We start from the raw sequence: 16,893 nt of genomic DNA on the forward strand, positions 1-16,893 counted from the left end.
TTTGTTCAACAACTCCTCCCACAGCGAACGGGAGCTGCTCGGCGGATGGCCGTGGGGGAACCGGAGCCGCAAGGTGCGCATTGGAGAGGAAGCGGGCTACCGCCTTCCGCTCCTGCAGGGAGAAGATTGCTTCGGCTATCTTGTCTTTTGCTCCATTGACCCGTTGCTTCTGTCTATGGAAGAAAGCTTGTTCGTGCAGGGGGCCGAGCTTATCGCGCATCATATCCGGTCCGGGGATGAGGATTATTTCGAGCAGGACTTGCACAGAGAGTTCGGGAGGATGCTTCGCCGTTACCTGAAGGGCGACCTGTCCTGCGCCGAACTGGTGAAGTCGGCAGACGCGATGGACTACGGGCTGCTGCAAGCGCCGTTCCAGCTTGTTCTTAGCGATGTGCCAGAGGCGGGAGAACTGCGCCAGCATGAACTGACCCGCCTGAAAGAAGAGTACGCGCAGCATCCGGAGTTTGGAAAGTTGAAAGCTTTTCATCTTGTGATGGAAGAAGGGCTTCTGTCCATTTATTCGGGAGAAAGGCTGGCCCCGGAGCGTTTTAGCGCCATTATCGAGTCCTGCTTCGACAAGCTGAAGATGGGCGAGAGCTTCTATCCAAGGGCTGCCGTCAGCAGCCGGAAGGGAAAGCCGGAGGAGATCCGGGAAGCTTTTGCCGAGGTGAAGGAAGCTCTGCGCTTGACGGCGTACTGGAATGCGGGGCAGCAAGTTGCGCATTACCGCCAGCTGGAGCTGGCCATGGTGCTGCAGCAGGTTCCCGCAGAGATGATGCAGAAATACTGCAGCCGCATATTGGCAGGACTGCTCGGCCGGGAGCCGGAGTACGTAAGGGAGATGCTGCACACGCTGGAAGCTTTTCTGGAAAATGACGGCCACATCAACGAAACGGCCAAGAAGCTGTTCATCCACCGCAATACGGCTACTTACCGGATGGAGAAACTGAGCGAGCTGCTTGATGTGGATTTCAAGAAGACGGATGACCTGTTGCGGCTGAAGCTGGCCTTCCTGTTCCGTAAAATGCTGGAGCGCGGCTGAAGTTAAAGTCACCTAAGAGTTTGAGGAGGGAGTTCATGAGCACATACGATATTGTAAACCGCATCAAGATTGATGAAGCTCCCGCCGTGCTGGCTACCTTGATTGGCGTAGAGGGGCACTCATACCGAAAAGCTGGAGCAATCATGCTGTTTCATGAGGATGGCACTATAGGAAGCCTGAGTCCCGGATGCCTGGAAAGCGATTTGCAGCTCCGGACCGAAGAAGTGTGGAAATCGGGGATGCCGGAGACCGTAGAATATGATATGCTGTCTCAGGATGATTTTTCTTGGGGAGAGGCTGTAGGCTGCGGCGGCAAGATTAAGGTAGTGCTGGAGCCTGTGGCCGGCGAGCTCAGGAATTTGCTGGTTGAAGCTCATGGAATCATAATATCCGGTGAAAGTGTGATCCTGCGGCGCAGCCGGACAGGCGGCAGATATACCTATTCGTTGGAATCGGCTGCGGCAGTGCAGGAGAAGGCGGCGGCCAGCAACTGGAGCGAGGCTTCGTTTGCAACGCTGCTTGTGCCTAAACCGCGGCTCGTTCTGTTCGGTCCCGGAAATGATGCGCGCCCTATCGCGGATTTAGCGGTCAGAGCCGGCTTTCGCGTGGCTGTCGCCGACTGGCGCGAGGGCAGCTTAAGACATGATTTTGCCGCGTCGGAAAGAATAATTTGCTCTCCGGCCGAGGCCGCGGACAAGCTTCATATCGGCAGCAGGGATTATGTCCTGATCTGCAGCCATCAGCTTCAGCGGGACCGAATATTTATAGAGCATGTCATTAAGCATAAGCCATGTTATATCGGCATCATTGGGTCCAAAGCGAGAATAGGCATGCTGCTGGACGGGTTGGATGCGCCGGAGACGCTGCATGCGCCTGTCGGGCTGCCGATTGGGGGAGAAGGGCCGGAAGAAATAGCGGTCAGTATTGTCGCCGAGATGATTCAGGTCAGAAGATCGGGTTCCCGCAAGCAGCCGAAAGGAGCGGATTACCTTGAGAGTTGCCGGTATTTATCTGGCGGCGGGGCAAAGTAGCCGGATGGGAACCTCCAAGGTATCCTTGATGCTGTCGGAGGACGTCGCGCTCGGGAGTGTCGCGCTCGGTGAACTTGAACGCTGCGGCCTTGATCCGCTGGCGGTGGTGGTGCGGGAGGGCGACAAGCTGGAGTGGCTTCCGCCCGAGAGCGGAGTCCCGGGGGCAAGGCGGACGGAGATTTGCATGTCTGCCCATCTGGGGATGTCCTTCTCCCTCCGCTGTGGCTTGAACGCGGTGCTGCCGGCCGAACCGGATGCGGTGGTGGTTGCCCTTGCAGCCCAGCCGTTCATTACGGCGGGGCAGGTCGGCCGTCTGATAGAGACCTTCCGGCGTTCGCCGGCTCTGGATTATGTAGCTTCCAAAGGCGACGGAACGGTAATGCCGCCGGCGCTCTTCTCCAAATCGCTCTTTCCGGCGCTCCAGCAGCTTGACGGTGATCGCGGCGCGGCATACATATTTCGTTCCCCGGATTATAAAGGCGCAGTAATTGAAGGAGATTCGCCCTTATTCTTCATGGATGCCGATACCGAAGGCGATTTCAGGGAGGTTCGCCGGGTATGGATGCTTGGAAACAACCCGAGGCGAAACATTGACGATATATAAATCGCTTATTATGTTAGAATTCCTTACAATTTTAGATATCTCAAGGCTAGGGTTGGTGCGATATGCACAAAATAAACCCTCCTTATTCGTCGTTACGCACAAACGTATGTTATATAAATTTACGCACTGCTCTGGCCTCCATTATAGTTAGTGGTAGAATATTAACCAGGGCCAAAAATGAAGGAGCTTCGGCCGGAAACGGCCAGTTCATATTGTGTAAGCTTCCATGCTGCACGACATTTTAGGAGGAGGAAAACAATGAAACAAAGGGGTCAGGTATTCAAATTGAGCTTCATGCTGCTGTTTGTGCTTGCAATTGTGCTTGCGGGCTGCGGCGGCAACAACAATGCCGGAGGAAACACGGGAGCTTCCTCGGAGCCTACGGCAGCGGCGGGAGATTCGGCGGGCGCATCCGCGCAGCCATCCGGGGACAAGCCCAAGGTGGCGTTCGTATACATCGGGCCTCCGGGCGACGGCGGTTATACTTACCAGCATGACCTTGGACGCAAGGAAATGGAAGAGAAATTGGGCATTGAGGCCCATATTGTAGAAAACGTTCCTGAGGGACCGGATGCCGAACGCATCATTACCGAGCTGGCGCAAAGCCATGACATCGTATTTACGACAAGCTTCGGTTATATGGAACAGACGCTTAACGTGGCGAAGAAATTCCCGAATGTCAAGTTCGATCATGCTTCCGGCTTCAAGACGGCCGACAACATGGGCACTTACTTCGGAAAGAACTATCAAGCGAGCTATTTGACGGGTATTGCCGCAGGCAAAATGACCAAGAAAAATCATCTGGGCTATGTCGGCGCTTTCCCGATCAGTGAAGTCATTTACAACCTTAATGCGTTTACGCTCGGCGCGCAAAGCGTAAATCCGGACATCAAGGTCGATGTAGTATGGACAAACACCTGGTATGATCCGACGACAGAGCGTCAGGCGGCTATCAGCTTGCTGGACAAAGGCGCCGACGTGCTGCTCGCGTATCAGGACTCCCCTGCTACGATTCAGGCTGCCAAAGAGCGCGGCGCATTCGCCGGAGGCAACGACTCCGACATGAAGAAATTTGCGCCTGACAATTATTTGACCAACCCGGTATGGAACTGGGGACCGTACTATACGAAGACTGTTCAATCGGTTATGGACGGAACCTGGAAGAACGAGCAATATTCCGGCGATATGGCTGACGGCATGGTTGATCTGGCTCCGTTCGGCAACAAGGTTCCCGAGGATGTGCAGAAGCTTGTAGAGGATGCCAAAGCGAAGATCATCAGCGGCGAATTGAATGTCTTCACGGGTCCGATCAGCGACAACCAGGGCAATGAGAAAGTTCCGGCAGGAAAGACGCTTACGCTTGAAGAGGTGCTGGGCATGGACTGGCTGGTCAATGGTGTAATCGGACCACTTCCTAAATAAGTCATGCTTTGTGATATCCATTAATAAGAAGAAGGCCATATGGGTGGGGCGGGCTCTTGAACAAGGAACCTTCCCCACCCGTACTACAACTATGAGAAAGGAGGCGTTCCATATGCAGGAATATTCGGTGGAAATGCGTGGAATTGTGAAACGGTTCGGTTCGGTAACCGCGAGCGACCAAGTCGATTTTTCGGCAAACGCGGGCGAGATCCATGCGCTGCTTGGGGAGAACGGGGCGGGAAAGAGCACGGTCATGAGTATGCTGTCGGGCGTGTATAGAGCGGATGAAGGAGAGATTCTGATTCACGGCAAACCTGCCAAGATTCGTTCTCCCAAAGATGCGGCTATGCTCGGCGTTGGCATGGTGTTTCAGAACTTCAGACTGGTGCAGACCTTGACGGCGGCGGAAAATATCGTGCTTGGCGAAAAATCGTCTTTCTGGCGCGGACGCAACTGGATTAAAAGCAAACATAAAGAAATTGAAGAGTTGGCGGAACGCTTCGGGCTGAAATTTCCGGTGGACCGTCCCATATGGCAGCTTTCTGTCGGGGAACAGCAGCGGGTGGAGATCGTCAAGACGCTCTACCGCGGCGCCGACATTATCATTCTGGATGAACCGACCTCGGTGCTTACGCCGGGCGAGGTAGAGGGGCTGTTCAGCACACTGCGCCGAATGAAGCAGGAAGGCAAGACGGTGATTATGACCACGCATAAAATGAAGGAGGTCATGGCGTCGTCGGACCGGATTTCGGTTATGCGCAAGGGTAAAATGATTGCTACCCTGGTTACCAAGGATACGGATGAGCGCGAGCTTGCCCGTCTGATGGTCGGCAGAGAAGTGGTGATTGAGCGTCAGGAGCGCGAGGCTACGGAGGGCGAAGAGCTGCTTGCCGTAAAAAACCTGAGCGTCGACGCCGATCATGGTCGCAAGGCTCTGGACGGTCTGTCGCTGACGGTGTGCAAGGGCGAAATCGTCGGCGTCGCCGGAGTGGCCGGCAATGGCCAGAAGGAATTGGCGGAGGTTCTGACCGGACTTCGAACATGGCGTACGGGCGAAATTGTCTTTGACGGGGCGCCTGTCAAGACGGCTTCCGTACGTGGAGCGATTGATTCAGGCATCTCCCATGTGCCGGAGAACCGGATGAAGAGCGGACTAGCTGGAAAGCTCGGATCTGTCGATAATTTGCTGTTCAAATCGTATCGTTCCGAGGAGCATTCGAAATTCGGCTTCCTGAAAGCGGCCAAGAATCGCTCATGGTCCGAGGAGCTTGTTCGCAAATTTGATGTGAAGACGCCGGAACTGGATACGCCTGTCCAGCATCTGTCCGGCGGCAACCAGCAGAAGCTGTTGTTCGCGCGGGAAGTCACCCATCAGCCGAAGCTGATGGTGGCCGTTCATCCGACGCAGGGCCTCGATGTCGGCGCGACAGCGGGAGTGCATGAGCTGCTTATGGAACTTCGCGCTTCCGGCAGCGGTGTGCTGCTTATTTCGGAGGATCTGGATGAGCTGCTGCAGCTGTCTGACCGGATATTAGTCATTTATAACGGAGCAATTATTGGCGAGGAGACCCATGAGACGGCGGATAGAGAGAGCATCGGCCTTATGATGGCGGGCATCCGGAGCAGAGAGGAGAGCTTGGTATGAGCCAGGAAAAGGCAAGCGGAAGGACGCTTCGGGAACCTGTGCAGCTGGCATCAGGAGGAAGGCTGCCTTGGCGGCTCGAATATGATTCGTCCCGCATCCGCACGCCGTGGTGGACGCCGATCGTGTCGGTGGCGCTGGCACTCTTGTTGTGTGCTATTTTTATCTATGCCAACGGCATGAGCCCGGTAACCGTCTACTCCAAAATGTTCAGGGGTGCCTTCGGAACCTCTTACGGCATCACCGAAACGCTCGTCAAGGCCATTCCGCTGCTGCTGTGCGGTCTCGGCATCGCCGTAGCCTACCGGATATCCGTCTGGAATATCGGAGCCGAGGGTCAGCTGACGGTCGGAGCCATAGCCGCAACTGCGGTTACGATCTATTTTCCGAATCTCTCCGGCTTCTGGTCGATTCTGCTGATGCTGATCTTCGGCATCGCCGCAGGCGCCTTATGGGGGCTGTTCACGGCCATTCCGAAGACGCATTTCGGGGTGAACGAGCTGATTACGTCGCTTATGCTCAATTATGTGGCGCTGCTGGCTCTTGATTACGTTACATTTGGACCATGGAAAGATCCCAAAGGCTTCAATATGCCCGGCTCGCCGGTATTTACCGACGCCCAGTCGCTGCCCGTGCTTGGCGGAACCCGGCTGCATATTGGCCTGATCCTGGCGCTGGTCGCAGTTGTTATTTATTATCTGATGATCCGCTTTACCCGCTGGGGCTATGAGCTGCGAATCATCGGAGCCAATCCGACAGCAGCCCGATACGCCGGTATTCACATCAAACGCCATATTATTATTGTCATGCTGATCAGCGGCGGCCTTGCGGGTCTTGCCGGTATGACCGAGGTGTCGGGGGTTAGCCACAAGCTCATGCAGGGCCTTTCGCCGGGCTACGGGTATACGGCTATTATCGTTGCCTGGCTCGCCAAGCTGAATCCGCTAGGGCTTGTCGTCACTTCGGTAATGTTTGGCGGCTTGATCGTCGGCGGTTTCAGCGTACAGACCATCGGTCTGCCGTCGTCCATTTCGGAAATGCTTCAGGGCGCGATCCTGTTTTTCCTGATTGCCGGCGATATGGTTACCCGCTTCCGCATTCGCCGGGGAGCGTAGCCCAAAGGAGGAATTAATAGAAATGGATTTTGTTACACAGTTATTAATCGCCGCCATATCCGCAGGTACGCCGCTGCTCCTGGCCACGCTTGGAGGCATATTGAATGAACGTGCAGGCATTATTCAGCTTGGAGCCGAGGGCCTGATGCTGATGGGGGCGGTCACAACCTGCGTTGTGTTTCTCCGTACCGGGAATCTTGGGGTTGCGCTGCTGGCGACCCTCGGAGTTACCGCGCTGCTGGGCTTGATTCACGCCTTCCTCAGTATTACGCTCCGCGCCAATCAGACGATGTCGGGTCTTGCCATGACATTGTTCGGCAGCGGCCTGAGCGCCTATCTCGGCAAGTCGATTAGCGGAAATCCGCTGCCAAGCAGTTTGCCGAGGCTGGATTTGAGCTTTCTGAAGCCGATTCCGGTAATTGGCGATATTTTTGGCAACCTGGATGTCTTGACCTGGTTCAGCATCGTGCTGGTCGTTGTGCTGCATTTGCTCATTCACCGCACCTCCTGGGGCCTGCACCTGCGGGCCGTGGGTGACAGTCCGGCTACTGCAGATGTTATGGGCGTTCATGTGCGGCTGATCCGCTACGGCTATGTTACTGTCGGCGCTATGCTAATCGGGCTAGGGGGAGCGGATATGGTTCTGACCGTCGCTCCGACCTGGAACGAAGGGCTTACGGGCGGCAGAGGCTGGATCGCGGTGGGTCTCGTTATTTTTGCCAGATGGAATCCGGTAAGAGCGCTGCTGTGCGCCTACTTCTTCGGAGCGCTTGATTCGCTCGGCTTCCGGATGCAGCTGCTGGGCAGCGCCATCCCGCCGTATTTCCTGAAAATGATACCTTACATCGTAACGATTCTCGTATTGATGTATTTGGGATACCGCAACCGCAATAAGCCTTCCGGTACGCCGGAATCGCTCGGTGTTCCGTACGTCCGGGAGCAGCGCTTCTAGCAAGGCAAGGCCGCTTCGAAGGGGTTGGGGAGCTGTGAACCGGGAGAGAGGCAATGGGGAGCTGTGCGTAACGGGCCTTTATGGACGTCTGCCGTTCATCGGCTCTCCAGCCTGTATAATACCTGGAAAAGCGCTCCCGCCGCTTGGGGGCGATGTGCTGCATCGCCGCTCCGGTGCTGCGTAACCTGGGGGCAATGTAATGCATCATTTCGCATACCGCAAAGGCAATCCGGCGGCTATTTTGACAGAATGCGCTTATGCCGCAGAGAGACGTACTATCCCCCCGGCAGATGCATACGTATATGGAAACTGAAGGCGGGTTTCATTGCGGCGCTATACAGGCCGTAAACACAGCAATTGAAAAAGGAGTGGGATCATTATGGAAACCCCTGCTTCACCGCTTACGCTGTCAGAGGTAAATGAAATGGGCAAGGAAGAGTTTGTGGAGACGCTTGGAGGTATTTTTGAGCACTCGCCTTGGGTTGCCGAATTGGCTTATGCTTCCCGTCCCTTCGGATCGGTTGGACAGCTGCACGAAGCGATGCTGGAAGCCGCCCGAAGCGCTGGCAGGGAAAAGACTTTGTCGCTGTTGCAAGCTCATCCCGATCTGGCGACGAGACTTCAGGTAACTCCGCTATCGGCTGCTGAGCAAAAAGGGGCGGGCCTGGACCGGCTGACCTCAAGTGAATTCGAATTGCTAAATGATCTGAACAAGAAATATATGGAGAAATTCCAGTTTCCGTTCATTCTGGCCGTACGGGGGAAGAACAAGGACGACATCATCGAATCCATCAGCGAGCGGGTAAATCTTCCGCCTGAGGAAGAATGGAACCGGGCCTTATTCGAAATCGGTAAAATTACGAAGTTCCGTCTGGAAGATCTCCTGGCGGAGTAAGAACAACCTTCAATTAAATCATTCTTGTTACAGGTGGCCATGCATGACCAGAACGCCGCCGATTAATCAACGGCAACTAAACGCAAGGCTTGCCTTGGCAGCCGAGCTTTCATTTATTATGAATACACACGATGATTCGGTTGTCATTCAGACTTCTAAAGGCCGATTCATCATTCGAAATATGTACGTTATAAGCGCTATTATGGATATTTTCCACAATATTTACGGGACGCGCAATGATTTATCGCACGTTCTGGTCCGCAATTTATACAGGGAGGTGGCTGCATGAGCGGACGTTTGACTACCCATGTGCTCGATCTGGTACGGGGGATTCCCGCTTCCGGAGTCTTCTTGCAGCTGAGGCGGCTGGAGAACGGAGAGAGTCAGCTTCTTCGCGAGGCGGCTACAAATTCGGATGGGAGACTGGATGCCCCATTGCTGGAGGATGCGGACATGAAGCCTGGCGAATATGAGCTGCTGTTCCACGCCGGAGATTATTTCCGGAAAATGGACGCAGCTATCTCTGAGGCATCCTCGCCTCGGGAACAAGAATCTGCCGGATTTCTCGATCTGATTCCGATTCGTTTCCATATTGGCACCGGCGGAGGGCACTACCATGTTCCGCTTCTTCTCGCACCCGGAGGATACAGCACTTATCGGGGAAGCTGACAACCGGAAATTGCCTTTTTCTAACAACTGACAACGACGGGAGGGAACCGCACGTGAGCGATTCATATGAACTGGTAATTAAAAATGGTCTGGCGGTGCTCCCAGGGGAGGTCGTGAAGCTCGATATCGGCATTTCGGATGGCAAAATCGTCGCCCTGGAAGCAGGGATTGAAGCCGGCGCGGACACTAAAGTCCTCGATGCGGACGGACAGTATGTGCTGCCTGGCATGATTGACATGCATGTTCATTTTAACGAGCCTTCGTTCGGCCACTGGGAAGGCTTTCCCACCGGATCGGCGTCGCTGGCTGCGGGAGGCTGCACCACCTATGCCGATATGCCGCTGAACGGCAACCCGCCGACGGTGAATCTGGCCGCTCTCGGTCTGAAGGCCGATATGGCCGCCGGACATTCCGCTGTCGATTATGTGCTGTGGGGCGGACTCGTTCCCGGCAATCTGGAGAATCTGGAGGAGCTATGGTCGACGGGCGTCACGGGCTTCAAGGCCTTTATATCGAATCCGGGCGGCGAAGGCGAAGGGCGCTTTCGCGAGGTTGATGACGAGACCCTGTACCAGGGGATGAAAAAGATCACCTCGCTCGGCGGCATTCTGGCGCTGCATGCGGAGAGCGATGAGATGACGGCGGTGCTTGCGGCGGAAGCGGTTCGCGGCGGACGGACGGGGGCGCGCGATTTTGCGGCATCCCGTCCGGCGCAGGCGGAAATGGAGGCTGTCGCCCGGGCGCTGCTGTACGGGGAGCGGACGGGATGCCGGCTGCATTTTGTCCATATCAGCACCGCCGAGGCCATTGAAATGATTCATAAAGCCAAATTGCGCGGCCAGGATGTATCGGCGGAAACCTGCCCGCACTACTTGATCCTGACGGAAGACGATATGGAGGAAATGGGACCAGTGGCCAAATGCGCGCCGCCGCTGCGGAGCGCAGAGGAGCGCGAGAAGCTGTGGAAGGCGCTGGCCGAAGGAAAGATCGACCTCATTGCCTCCGACCATTCGCCCTGTCCTCCCGAGTTGAAGCTGGCGTCCGGACTGACCTTCTTTGACGCCTGGGGTGGTATCTCCGGCGCTCAGAGCAGTATGGAGCTGATGTTCCACGAAGGAGTGAACACGCGGAAGCTTCCGGTTACACTGATTTCACGGCTGCTGTCCGGGCTTCCGGCGGAACGCTTCGGGCTGTCTGGCCGCAAAGGCTCGATCGCTATCGGGATGGATGCCGATCTGGCGGTGCTGCATCCGAATATGCCCTATGCCCTTGCCGCTTCGGATTTGCTCTACCGCCACAAGCATAGCCCTTATGCCGGAATGAATCTCTCCTGCAGGGTAACTTCCACCATCTGCCGTGGCAGCCTTGTCTATTCCCTTGGGCAAGGCGTGATCTTTCCGGATGGCGGACAGTGGATCAAAATCAATGAAGGGCAGCCGGTATTATGAGCGCGCCTGATATTCAAGCTCCAACCGCCGAAATGATGGAGCTGCTTGAAGAGTTATCCGCGTTCAGCGCGCCGGGAGACGGGGTTACCCGGCTGCTGTATACGCCGGAATGGAGAATGGCTCAGCAGCATCTGCTGAACCGGGCCGGGGAGAGCGGCCTGAAGGCTTATTCCGACAGCGTCGGCAATGTCTACGGCAGACTTGCGGGCACTCGCCCTGACGGCAAAGTCGTACTGATCGGTTCGCATATCGACACCGTCGTAAGCGGCGGGAAATACGATGGCGCCTATGGCGTGGCGGCAGCCTTTACAGCGCTGGGCTATCTGAACCGCATGTACGGCCAGCCGCTGCGCACACTGGAGGCCGTCTCCTTCGCCGAAGAGGAAGGCAGCCGGTTTCCGCTGACCTTTTGGGGTTCGGGCAATGTGACCGGACTGTACGACGGCAGCGAAGCGGAAGACTGCAAGGATAGCGAGGGCGTTACTCTCCTGGAAGGGATGAAGAGCTGCGGCCTGGGCGATAAAGAGCCGAGTGCGCCGAGAAGCGACATTTCCGCGTATGTAGAGCTTCATATCGAGCAGGGGATTGTACTGGAGCGGACGGGGATGCAGATCGGCGTTGTGTCGGCGATTGTCGGACAGCGGCGGTTTGCCGTGACCGTCAAGGGTACGGCCAATCATGCCGGAACGACTCCGATGGGCCTGCGCCGCGACGCTCTCGCCGCTGCGGCTGAGATGATGCTGCAGATGGAGCGCCTTGCGGCGGAAGCGGGAGATCCGCTGGTAGCCACCACGGGGCGGCTGGTTGTAACCCCGAATACGCCAAATGTGATTCCCGGCGAAGTGGCGTTCACGCTGGACGTTCGCCACAGCCGGGAGGATGAGCTGGAGGCGTTCTGCGCATCGGTTGTGTCCGCGTTTGAGGAAATAGCAGAACGCCGGAACGTTGCTCTGGGCATGGCGCTCCGTCTCAGCGCCTCGCCTGCGCCGATGGACAGCGGGCTGAGGGCCGAGCTTGAGGCGATATGCCATCAGCAGGGCAGGACATACAGGGCGATGGTCAGCGGGGCGGGTCATGATGCCCAGCTCTTTGCGCCCCGGTGCAAGACCGCGATGATTTTCGTGCCGAGCCAGGGTGGCATCAGCCATTCTCCAGAGGAATATACTCCGCCGGAGGAACTGGCAGCCGGACTTGAGGTTCTGATCGCGCTATTATATAAGCTGGGATATGAAGAAACGGATGAAGACGGTCTTGTGCCGCAAAACACGAAGGAGAGATGGACATGAAGCGGTTCGAAGACTTGTCACCGTCACTGCGGTGCATTATGACTCCGGGACCGGTGGAGGTTGACCCGCGCGTGCTGCGGGCGATGTCTTATCCGGTGTTGGGTCAGTTCGATCCCGAGTTTACCGACATTATGAATGAAACGATGGGGATGCTGCGGGAGCTGTTCGCCACAAATAATCAGTGGGCCTTTCCCGTGGACGGCACTTCCCGTTCGGGTATTGAGGCGGCCATGGTCAGCCTGATCGCTCCGGGAGACCGCGTGCTGATTCCGATTTACGGCCGCTTCGGTCATTTGCTGCATGAAATCGCCGAGCGCTGCGGCGCGGAGGTGCATACGATTGAGACCGAGTGGGGGACAGTCTTCGCTCAGGAGGAGATCATTGCCGAGATGCGCAGGGTGAAGCCCCATGTGGTCGCAATGGTTCACGGCGAGACGTCCACCGGCCGGTTGCAGCCGCTCGAAGGAATCGGGCAGGCTTGCCGGGAAATGGACGCCCTGCTGATTGTCGATGCGGTGGCGACCATCGGCGGCGTGCCTGTCGAGACGGACGCCTGGCAGCTTGACGCCGTGATCGGCGGCACACAGAAATGCCTGTCCGTTCCGTCCGGGATGGCTCCGATTACGTACAACAAGCGCGCCGAAGACAAGATCATGTCGCGCAAGCGGGTGGAGCGCGGACTGCGCACCGCCGACGCCGGAGACGAAGATATCGCTGTCGTTCGCAGCAATTATTTCGATCTCGGAATGCTGCAGGACTACTGGAGTCCCTTGCGGCTGAACCATCATACGGAAATGACCTCCATGCTGTACGCGCTCCGTGAAGGTCTGCGGCTTGTACTGGAAGAGGGGCTTGAGGCCCGATTTGCCAGACACCGTCTGCACGAGCGTGCGCTTGTCGCCGGGATCGAGGCGATGGGGCTTCAGCTGTACGGCGACCCGGACTGCAAAATGCCGATGGTAACCTGCATAGTAATCCCGGACGGAGTCGACGGGGAATCGGTACGCTCCATGCTGCTGGACAGCTTCGGTATTGAAATCGCCAGCTCCTTCGGACCGCTCAAGGGGAAAATCTGGCGGATCGGAACCATGGGCTTCAGCTGCCGAGGGAACAATGTGCTGCGGGTGCTTGGGGCATTGGAGGCTGCTCTGCTCCGCCACGCCCATCCGCTGCCCGCCGGACTTGGCGTTCAGGCGGCGCTTGATATCTACGAGCAGAAATAGGATAATTTTGAGAAACGAACCAGGCAAGACATTCGGGAGGCATACCTTCCGGATGAAGCCTCGGAAAAAAACGGCTACCGGACCCGCGGGGAAGGCAGAGCCGTTTTTTCTTAAACTGCCGCTTGGCGAAGATCGCTGCGGTTAACTATTGTGTGCGAAGGGAGCGTATAAATATGGTCTTTGAAAGAAAACCTCTCGCCGACTGCGTTCCGGCGCTTGTAGCTACGGCGCGCGGCGACATGCCGGCAACGCTGGTGATTACCGGCGGCAAACTGGTCAATGTGTGCTCCGGCGAAATACTGGACGGCATGTCCGTCGGCATTCAGGAAGGGCGCATCGCCTATGTTGGCAAGGATGTATCGCATATGATTGGCGAAAATACCAAGGTCGTTGACGCGGCGGGAAAATATATCGCTCCCGGCCTGCTCGACGGGCATTGCCATATCGAGAGCACGCAGCTGACTGTCACCGAATTCGCGCGCGCGGTGCTTCCCCTCGGAACGACCGGCGGCTTCTTCGACGCTCATGAAATCGCCAATGTATTCGGACTGAAGGGGATCAAGCTGATGCTGGACGAGATGCGGACGACGCCGCTTGCCGCATACATGCAGGTCGCCTCCTGCGTCCCTTCGGCGGGTCCCGAATTCGAAACGACCGGGGCGGCGATCGGGCCGGAGGAAGTGGCGGAGGCTTTTACCTGGGGAGACGATGTTATCGCGCTCGGTGAAGTGATGAATTTCCCCGGCGTTGTCTACGGCGACGATAAAATGCTCGGTGAAATTCAGGCGACCCTTCGCGCCGGCGGTCAGGTCGACGGGCATTTCACCTGGCCCGCGAGCGACTGGAGACTGCCTGTCTACGCGGCGGCCGGAGTAACCGGCGATCATGAATGCGTCACCGCCGAGGATGTGATCGAGCGCGTGCGGCTGGGCATGTACGCCAAGATGCGCCGCGGCTCCGCCTGGCATGATGTCGCCAAGACGATTACGGCGCATACCGAGCATGGACTCGATCCGAGACGGATGATGCTCGTCACCGACGACCGCAGCTCGGAATCGCTGCGGGACGAAGGCCATATGGACTTCGTGGTCCGGCATGCCATTGCCCAGGGGGTGAAGCCGGTGACCGCCTTCCAGATGGCGACGATCAACACCGCCGAACGCTTCGGTGTTGCCCGCGATATCGGCTCCATTACTCCGGGCAATATCGCCGACATCATTCTGCTGGACGGCAATCTGGCCGACGTCAACGTTGTGATGACGATTGCCGCCGGGACCGTGGTGGCCGAGAATGGAGTCATGACCGTATCCCTGCCTTCTTTTGCCTATCCTCAGGAGGTGCTGTCTTCCGTGCATCTGCCGAAGCGCCCGACTGCCGCAGATTTCATCATTAAGGCGCCTGTGGAGTCCGGCAATGTGAGCACTCGGGTAATCAAGGTGCTGGAAAATCACGTGGAGACGATGGAACGCATTCTGTCCCTGCCCGTGTTGGAAGGAAAGCTTCAGGTAGGAGACGAATTATGCAAAATTGCCGTGCTGGAGCGCCATAAAGGAACGGGAAATATATCGGTTGGAGTAGTGGAGGGAGTCGGCTTCCATGAGCCTGCGGCCATTGCCATGACCGTGGCGCATGACAGCCATAATGTGCTTGTAATCGGCAGCGACGACGAGCTTATGGCGGTGGCGGTCAACGCCGTTGCCGACGCCCAGGGCGGAGTTGCCGTCATTACCGGGGCCGGGACGACTCTGTTCCCGCTCGCCATTGCCGGGCTGATGTCCGCCGAACCGTTTGAAGTCGCCGCCGCCCAATCGGCCGCGATCAGCAAGGCGCTGTACAATGCGGGCTGCACCCTCAACTATGCCTTTATGACCCTGTCGCTGCTCGCGCTTGCGGTTATTCCGACCCTTCGCCTTTCCGACAAGGGACTGGTGCGGATTACGCCGGAGGATGGCATTCAACTGGTGCCGCTGTTCTGCGGGGAGAGCATCAACGCAACTGTATAAAGCCTGGCGGCCAGGCTGGCTTATCCTGATGCGCCCAACAGCAAAACATCCGTTGTCCATAATGGCACAGCGGATGTTTTGCTGTTTCATAGGAGTAAAACAACCTTCTATCAAATGGATTGTAATCCTATAATTAATAATATTTTACATATATATTTTTAAAATTTGAATTTTAAATGAAAATTGAGCGTTTTGGGCCTAAAATCATTAACCAAATTGAATGGAGATGAAACATTTTTTCAGAAAAGATGCTAATATAATATTAATTAAGGGCAACCCGAAGACGATATAACAATCAATGAATAATCTGCTGATGTGATGGTCTACTGTTCTAAGCCTAGCGTAAAGCCCAAATCAAATTTTGAAGGATGGGGGAACAAGAGATGATTAGATTGGAAACGAATGAGATTGTGAGTATCGCCAAGAAGCAAATCGCCAGTATCTTTAAGATGGAGCCGCTTGAGCTGAGATTTGTCAATGATTTTCAGGGTGAGAAGAGTCTCTTGAATGATGACAAGCTTCATCTGACCAACCGTCACTATTGGGCAAAGGTCATGGACTGCGTTTTTGAAGATCAGGTTAGGCCGGTTTTAATGTGTGAAATACTGTATTTTCTCCGGAATGAGTATCTGGAAAGTGACATTGATCTGGAGTTCTCGTTCGATTTCTCCGCTGGAGCAATGGTCGAAGCCAATGCCGTAGCAGAAGTTAACTTTAACGACAAGCCGGACCTTGGAAAGAACGAAATCGCCGAACTGATCGATTTTGCGCTGGCGCTGCAGGACAGACAATGGTTCGAAGAGCTTTCTGAAAAATATAAAGAGTTGAGCGCCTGAGCGCCGTGCATCATATAGACATCTGCCGGTTATTTACCGTCTGAAGCGGACCGTCTCTATCAATCAACAACGCGGATTGTGGATTGATAGAGGCGGTCCTTTGTTTTTAAGGAGTTAATTCCATGCCAAATACATGCCTCCAATGTGGCAGTTGCGGCGGCGGACATTATACTGGAAGCGTGGGAGAGGGAAGAATATTGCCCGGGATGCGGAGAAGATAGGGAGAGCACCATGAAGAAACTTGAAGGTGATATTTGGGAGGCTAGTTTATACTGCCGAAGCACCGTACGTGGATGAAGCGTAGAACTAACCACTAATGCTAATTTCCTAGTAGCCGCCCATAATACATATGGGATCGAAATAATTTTTTGTATCTTAATTGTAACTTTGCAGTTTTTTTATGATTCTTACCTGTTTGATCTTCCATTTGAAAAAAGATTGGCGAGTCATTTCAATAGCAAGGGCCCCACCCATAGTCTGTCTGATTTGGTTGAATTGGTTATAGTCAATATATTCAAAGTTATAGAGTAGTTCAGGTCGATTCGGGTTCATATGTGTGAATTCTCCGGAAAAATCCAGATCTTTTGCAGCATATTCACTATTGAAAAATCGCTGTAAGGTTTCCTTATAGTTTGCGACGTAAACCCCCTCGCTTTAGCTATGGGGATGTTAGATTTCACAGACCTATCTATTGTTTTGTGGTATACTTTTCTTGAGGTGAACCC

Annotated in this window: 16 protein-coding genes; all 16 read left to right on the forward strand. The window is 55.5% G+C overall.

The window, feature by feature from the left end; all coding sequences use genetic code 11:
* Window positions 1–1,042, forward strand: a 1,042-nt coding sequence (locus tag L692_RS0101135; protein ID WP_025696427.1) for a PucR family transcriptional regulator, incomplete at its 5' end; no start/stop codon positions are given.
* Between the two features lie 35 nt (window positions 1,043–1,077).
* Window positions 1,078–2,073, forward strand: a complete 996-nt coding sequence (locus L692_RS0101140) for an XdhC family protein (RefSeq protein WP_025696428.1) — start codon at window positions 1,078–1,080, stop codon at window positions 2,071–2,073.
* The gene (locus L692_RS0101145) at window positions 2,033–2,677 is read left to right on the forward strand and encodes an NTP transferase domain-containing protein (RefSeq protein WP_025696429.1); all 645 of its coding nucleotides are present in this window, start codon (window positions 2,033–2,035) and stop codon (window positions 2,675–2,677) included. Before L692_RS0101140 ends, L692_RS0101145 begins: the two co-directional genes overlap by 41 nt.
* A gap of 258 nt (window positions 2,678–2,935) precedes the next feature.
* Complete coding sequence (locus tag L692_RS0101150) at window positions 2,936–4,099, forward strand: BMP family ABC transporter substrate-binding protein (RefSeq protein WP_025696431.1); 1,164 nt, start codon at window positions 2,936–2,938, stop codon at window positions 4,097–4,099.
* Between the two features lie 112 nt (window positions 4,100–4,211).
* A complete protein-coding gene (locus tag L692_RS0101155) occupies window positions 4,212–5,744 on the forward strand; it encodes an ABC transporter ATP-binding protein (RefSeq protein ID WP_025696433.1) in 1,533 nt (510 codons plus the stop codon).
* Entirely contained in the window at window positions 5,741–6,856 is a 1,116-nt protein-coding gene (locus L692_RS0101160; protein WP_025696436.1) for an ABC transporter permease, read from the forward strand. The genes L692_RS0101155 and L692_RS0101160 overlap by 4 nt, the downstream gene beginning before the upstream one ends.
* A gap of 22 nt (window positions 6,857–6,878) precedes the next feature.
* Window positions 6,879–7,808, forward strand: a complete 930-nt coding sequence (locus L692_RS0101165; protein ID WP_025696437.1) for an ABC transporter permease — start codon at window positions 6,879–6,881, stop codon at window positions 7,806–7,808.
* A gap of 34 nt (window positions 7,809–7,842) precedes the next feature.
* Complete coding sequence (locus L692_RS31580; protein ID WP_156940270.1) at window positions 7,843–7,992, forward strand: hypothetical protein; 150 nt, start codon at window positions 7,843–7,845, stop codon at window positions 7,990–7,992.
* A gap of 195 nt (window positions 7,993–8,187) precedes the next feature.
* Window positions 8,188–8,703 (forward strand): 2-oxo-4-hydroxy-4-carboxy-5-ureidoimidazoline decarboxylase, encoded by a 516-nt coding sequence (gene uraD, locus L692_RS0101170; RefSeq protein ID WP_025696439.1) that lies wholly within the window; start codon window positions 8,188–8,190, stop codon window positions 8,701–8,703.
* 43 nt (window positions 8,704–8,746) lie between these two features.
* Entirely contained in the window at window positions 8,747–8,992 is a 246-nt protein-coding gene (locus L692_RS0101175) for a hypothetical protein (RefSeq protein WP_025696442.1), read from the forward strand.
* A complete protein-coding gene (uraH, locus tag L692_RS0101180; RefSeq protein ID WP_025696444.1) occupies window positions 8,989–9,372 on the forward strand; it encodes a hydroxyisourate hydrolase in 384 nt (127 codons plus the stop codon). Before L692_RS0101175 ends, uraH begins: the two co-directional genes overlap by 4 nt.
* A 53-nt stretch (window positions 9,373–9,425) precedes the next feature.
* The gene (gene allB / locus L692_RS0101185) at window positions 9,426–10,820 is read left to right on the forward strand and encodes an allantoinase AllB (RefSeq protein ID WP_025696445.1); all 1,395 of its coding nucleotides are present in this window, start codon (window positions 9,426–9,428) and stop codon (window positions 10,818–10,820) included.
* A complete protein-coding gene (locus L692_RS0101190) occupies window positions 10,817–12,106 on the forward strand; it encodes a Zn-dependent hydrolase (RefSeq protein ID WP_025696447.1) in 1,290 nt (429 codons plus the stop codon). The genes allB and L692_RS0101190 overlap by 4 nt, the downstream gene beginning before the upstream one ends.
* Window positions 12,103–13,329, forward strand: a complete 1,227-nt coding sequence (locus L692_RS0101195) for a pyridoxal-phosphate-dependent aminotransferase family protein (RefSeq protein ID WP_025696449.1) — start codon at window positions 12,103–12,105, stop codon at window positions 13,327–13,329. The genes L692_RS0101190 and L692_RS0101195 overlap by 4 nt, the downstream gene beginning before the upstream one ends.
* 173 nt (window positions 13,330–13,502) lie before the next feature.
* Window positions 13,503–15,332 (forward strand): adenine deaminase, encoded by a 1,830-nt coding sequence (locus L692_RS0101200; RefSeq protein ID WP_025696451.1) that lies wholly within the window; start codon window positions 13,503–13,505, stop codon window positions 15,330–15,332.
* A gap of 383 nt (window positions 15,333–15,715) precedes the next feature.
* Window positions 15,716–16,168, forward strand: coding sequence for an IDEAL domain-containing protein (locus tag L692_RS0101205; protein WP_025696453.1), 453 nt, complete (start codon window positions 15,716–15,718; stop codon window positions 16,166–16,168).
* Window positions 16,169–16,893 lie beyond the last annotated feature (725 nt).

Source organism: Paenibacillus forsythiae T98 (assembly GCF_000520735.1).
In the GTDB taxonomy this organism is placed as follows: domain Bacteria; phylum Bacillota; class Bacilli; order Paenibacillales; family Paenibacillaceae; genus Paenibacillus_AQ; species Paenibacillus_AQ forsythiae.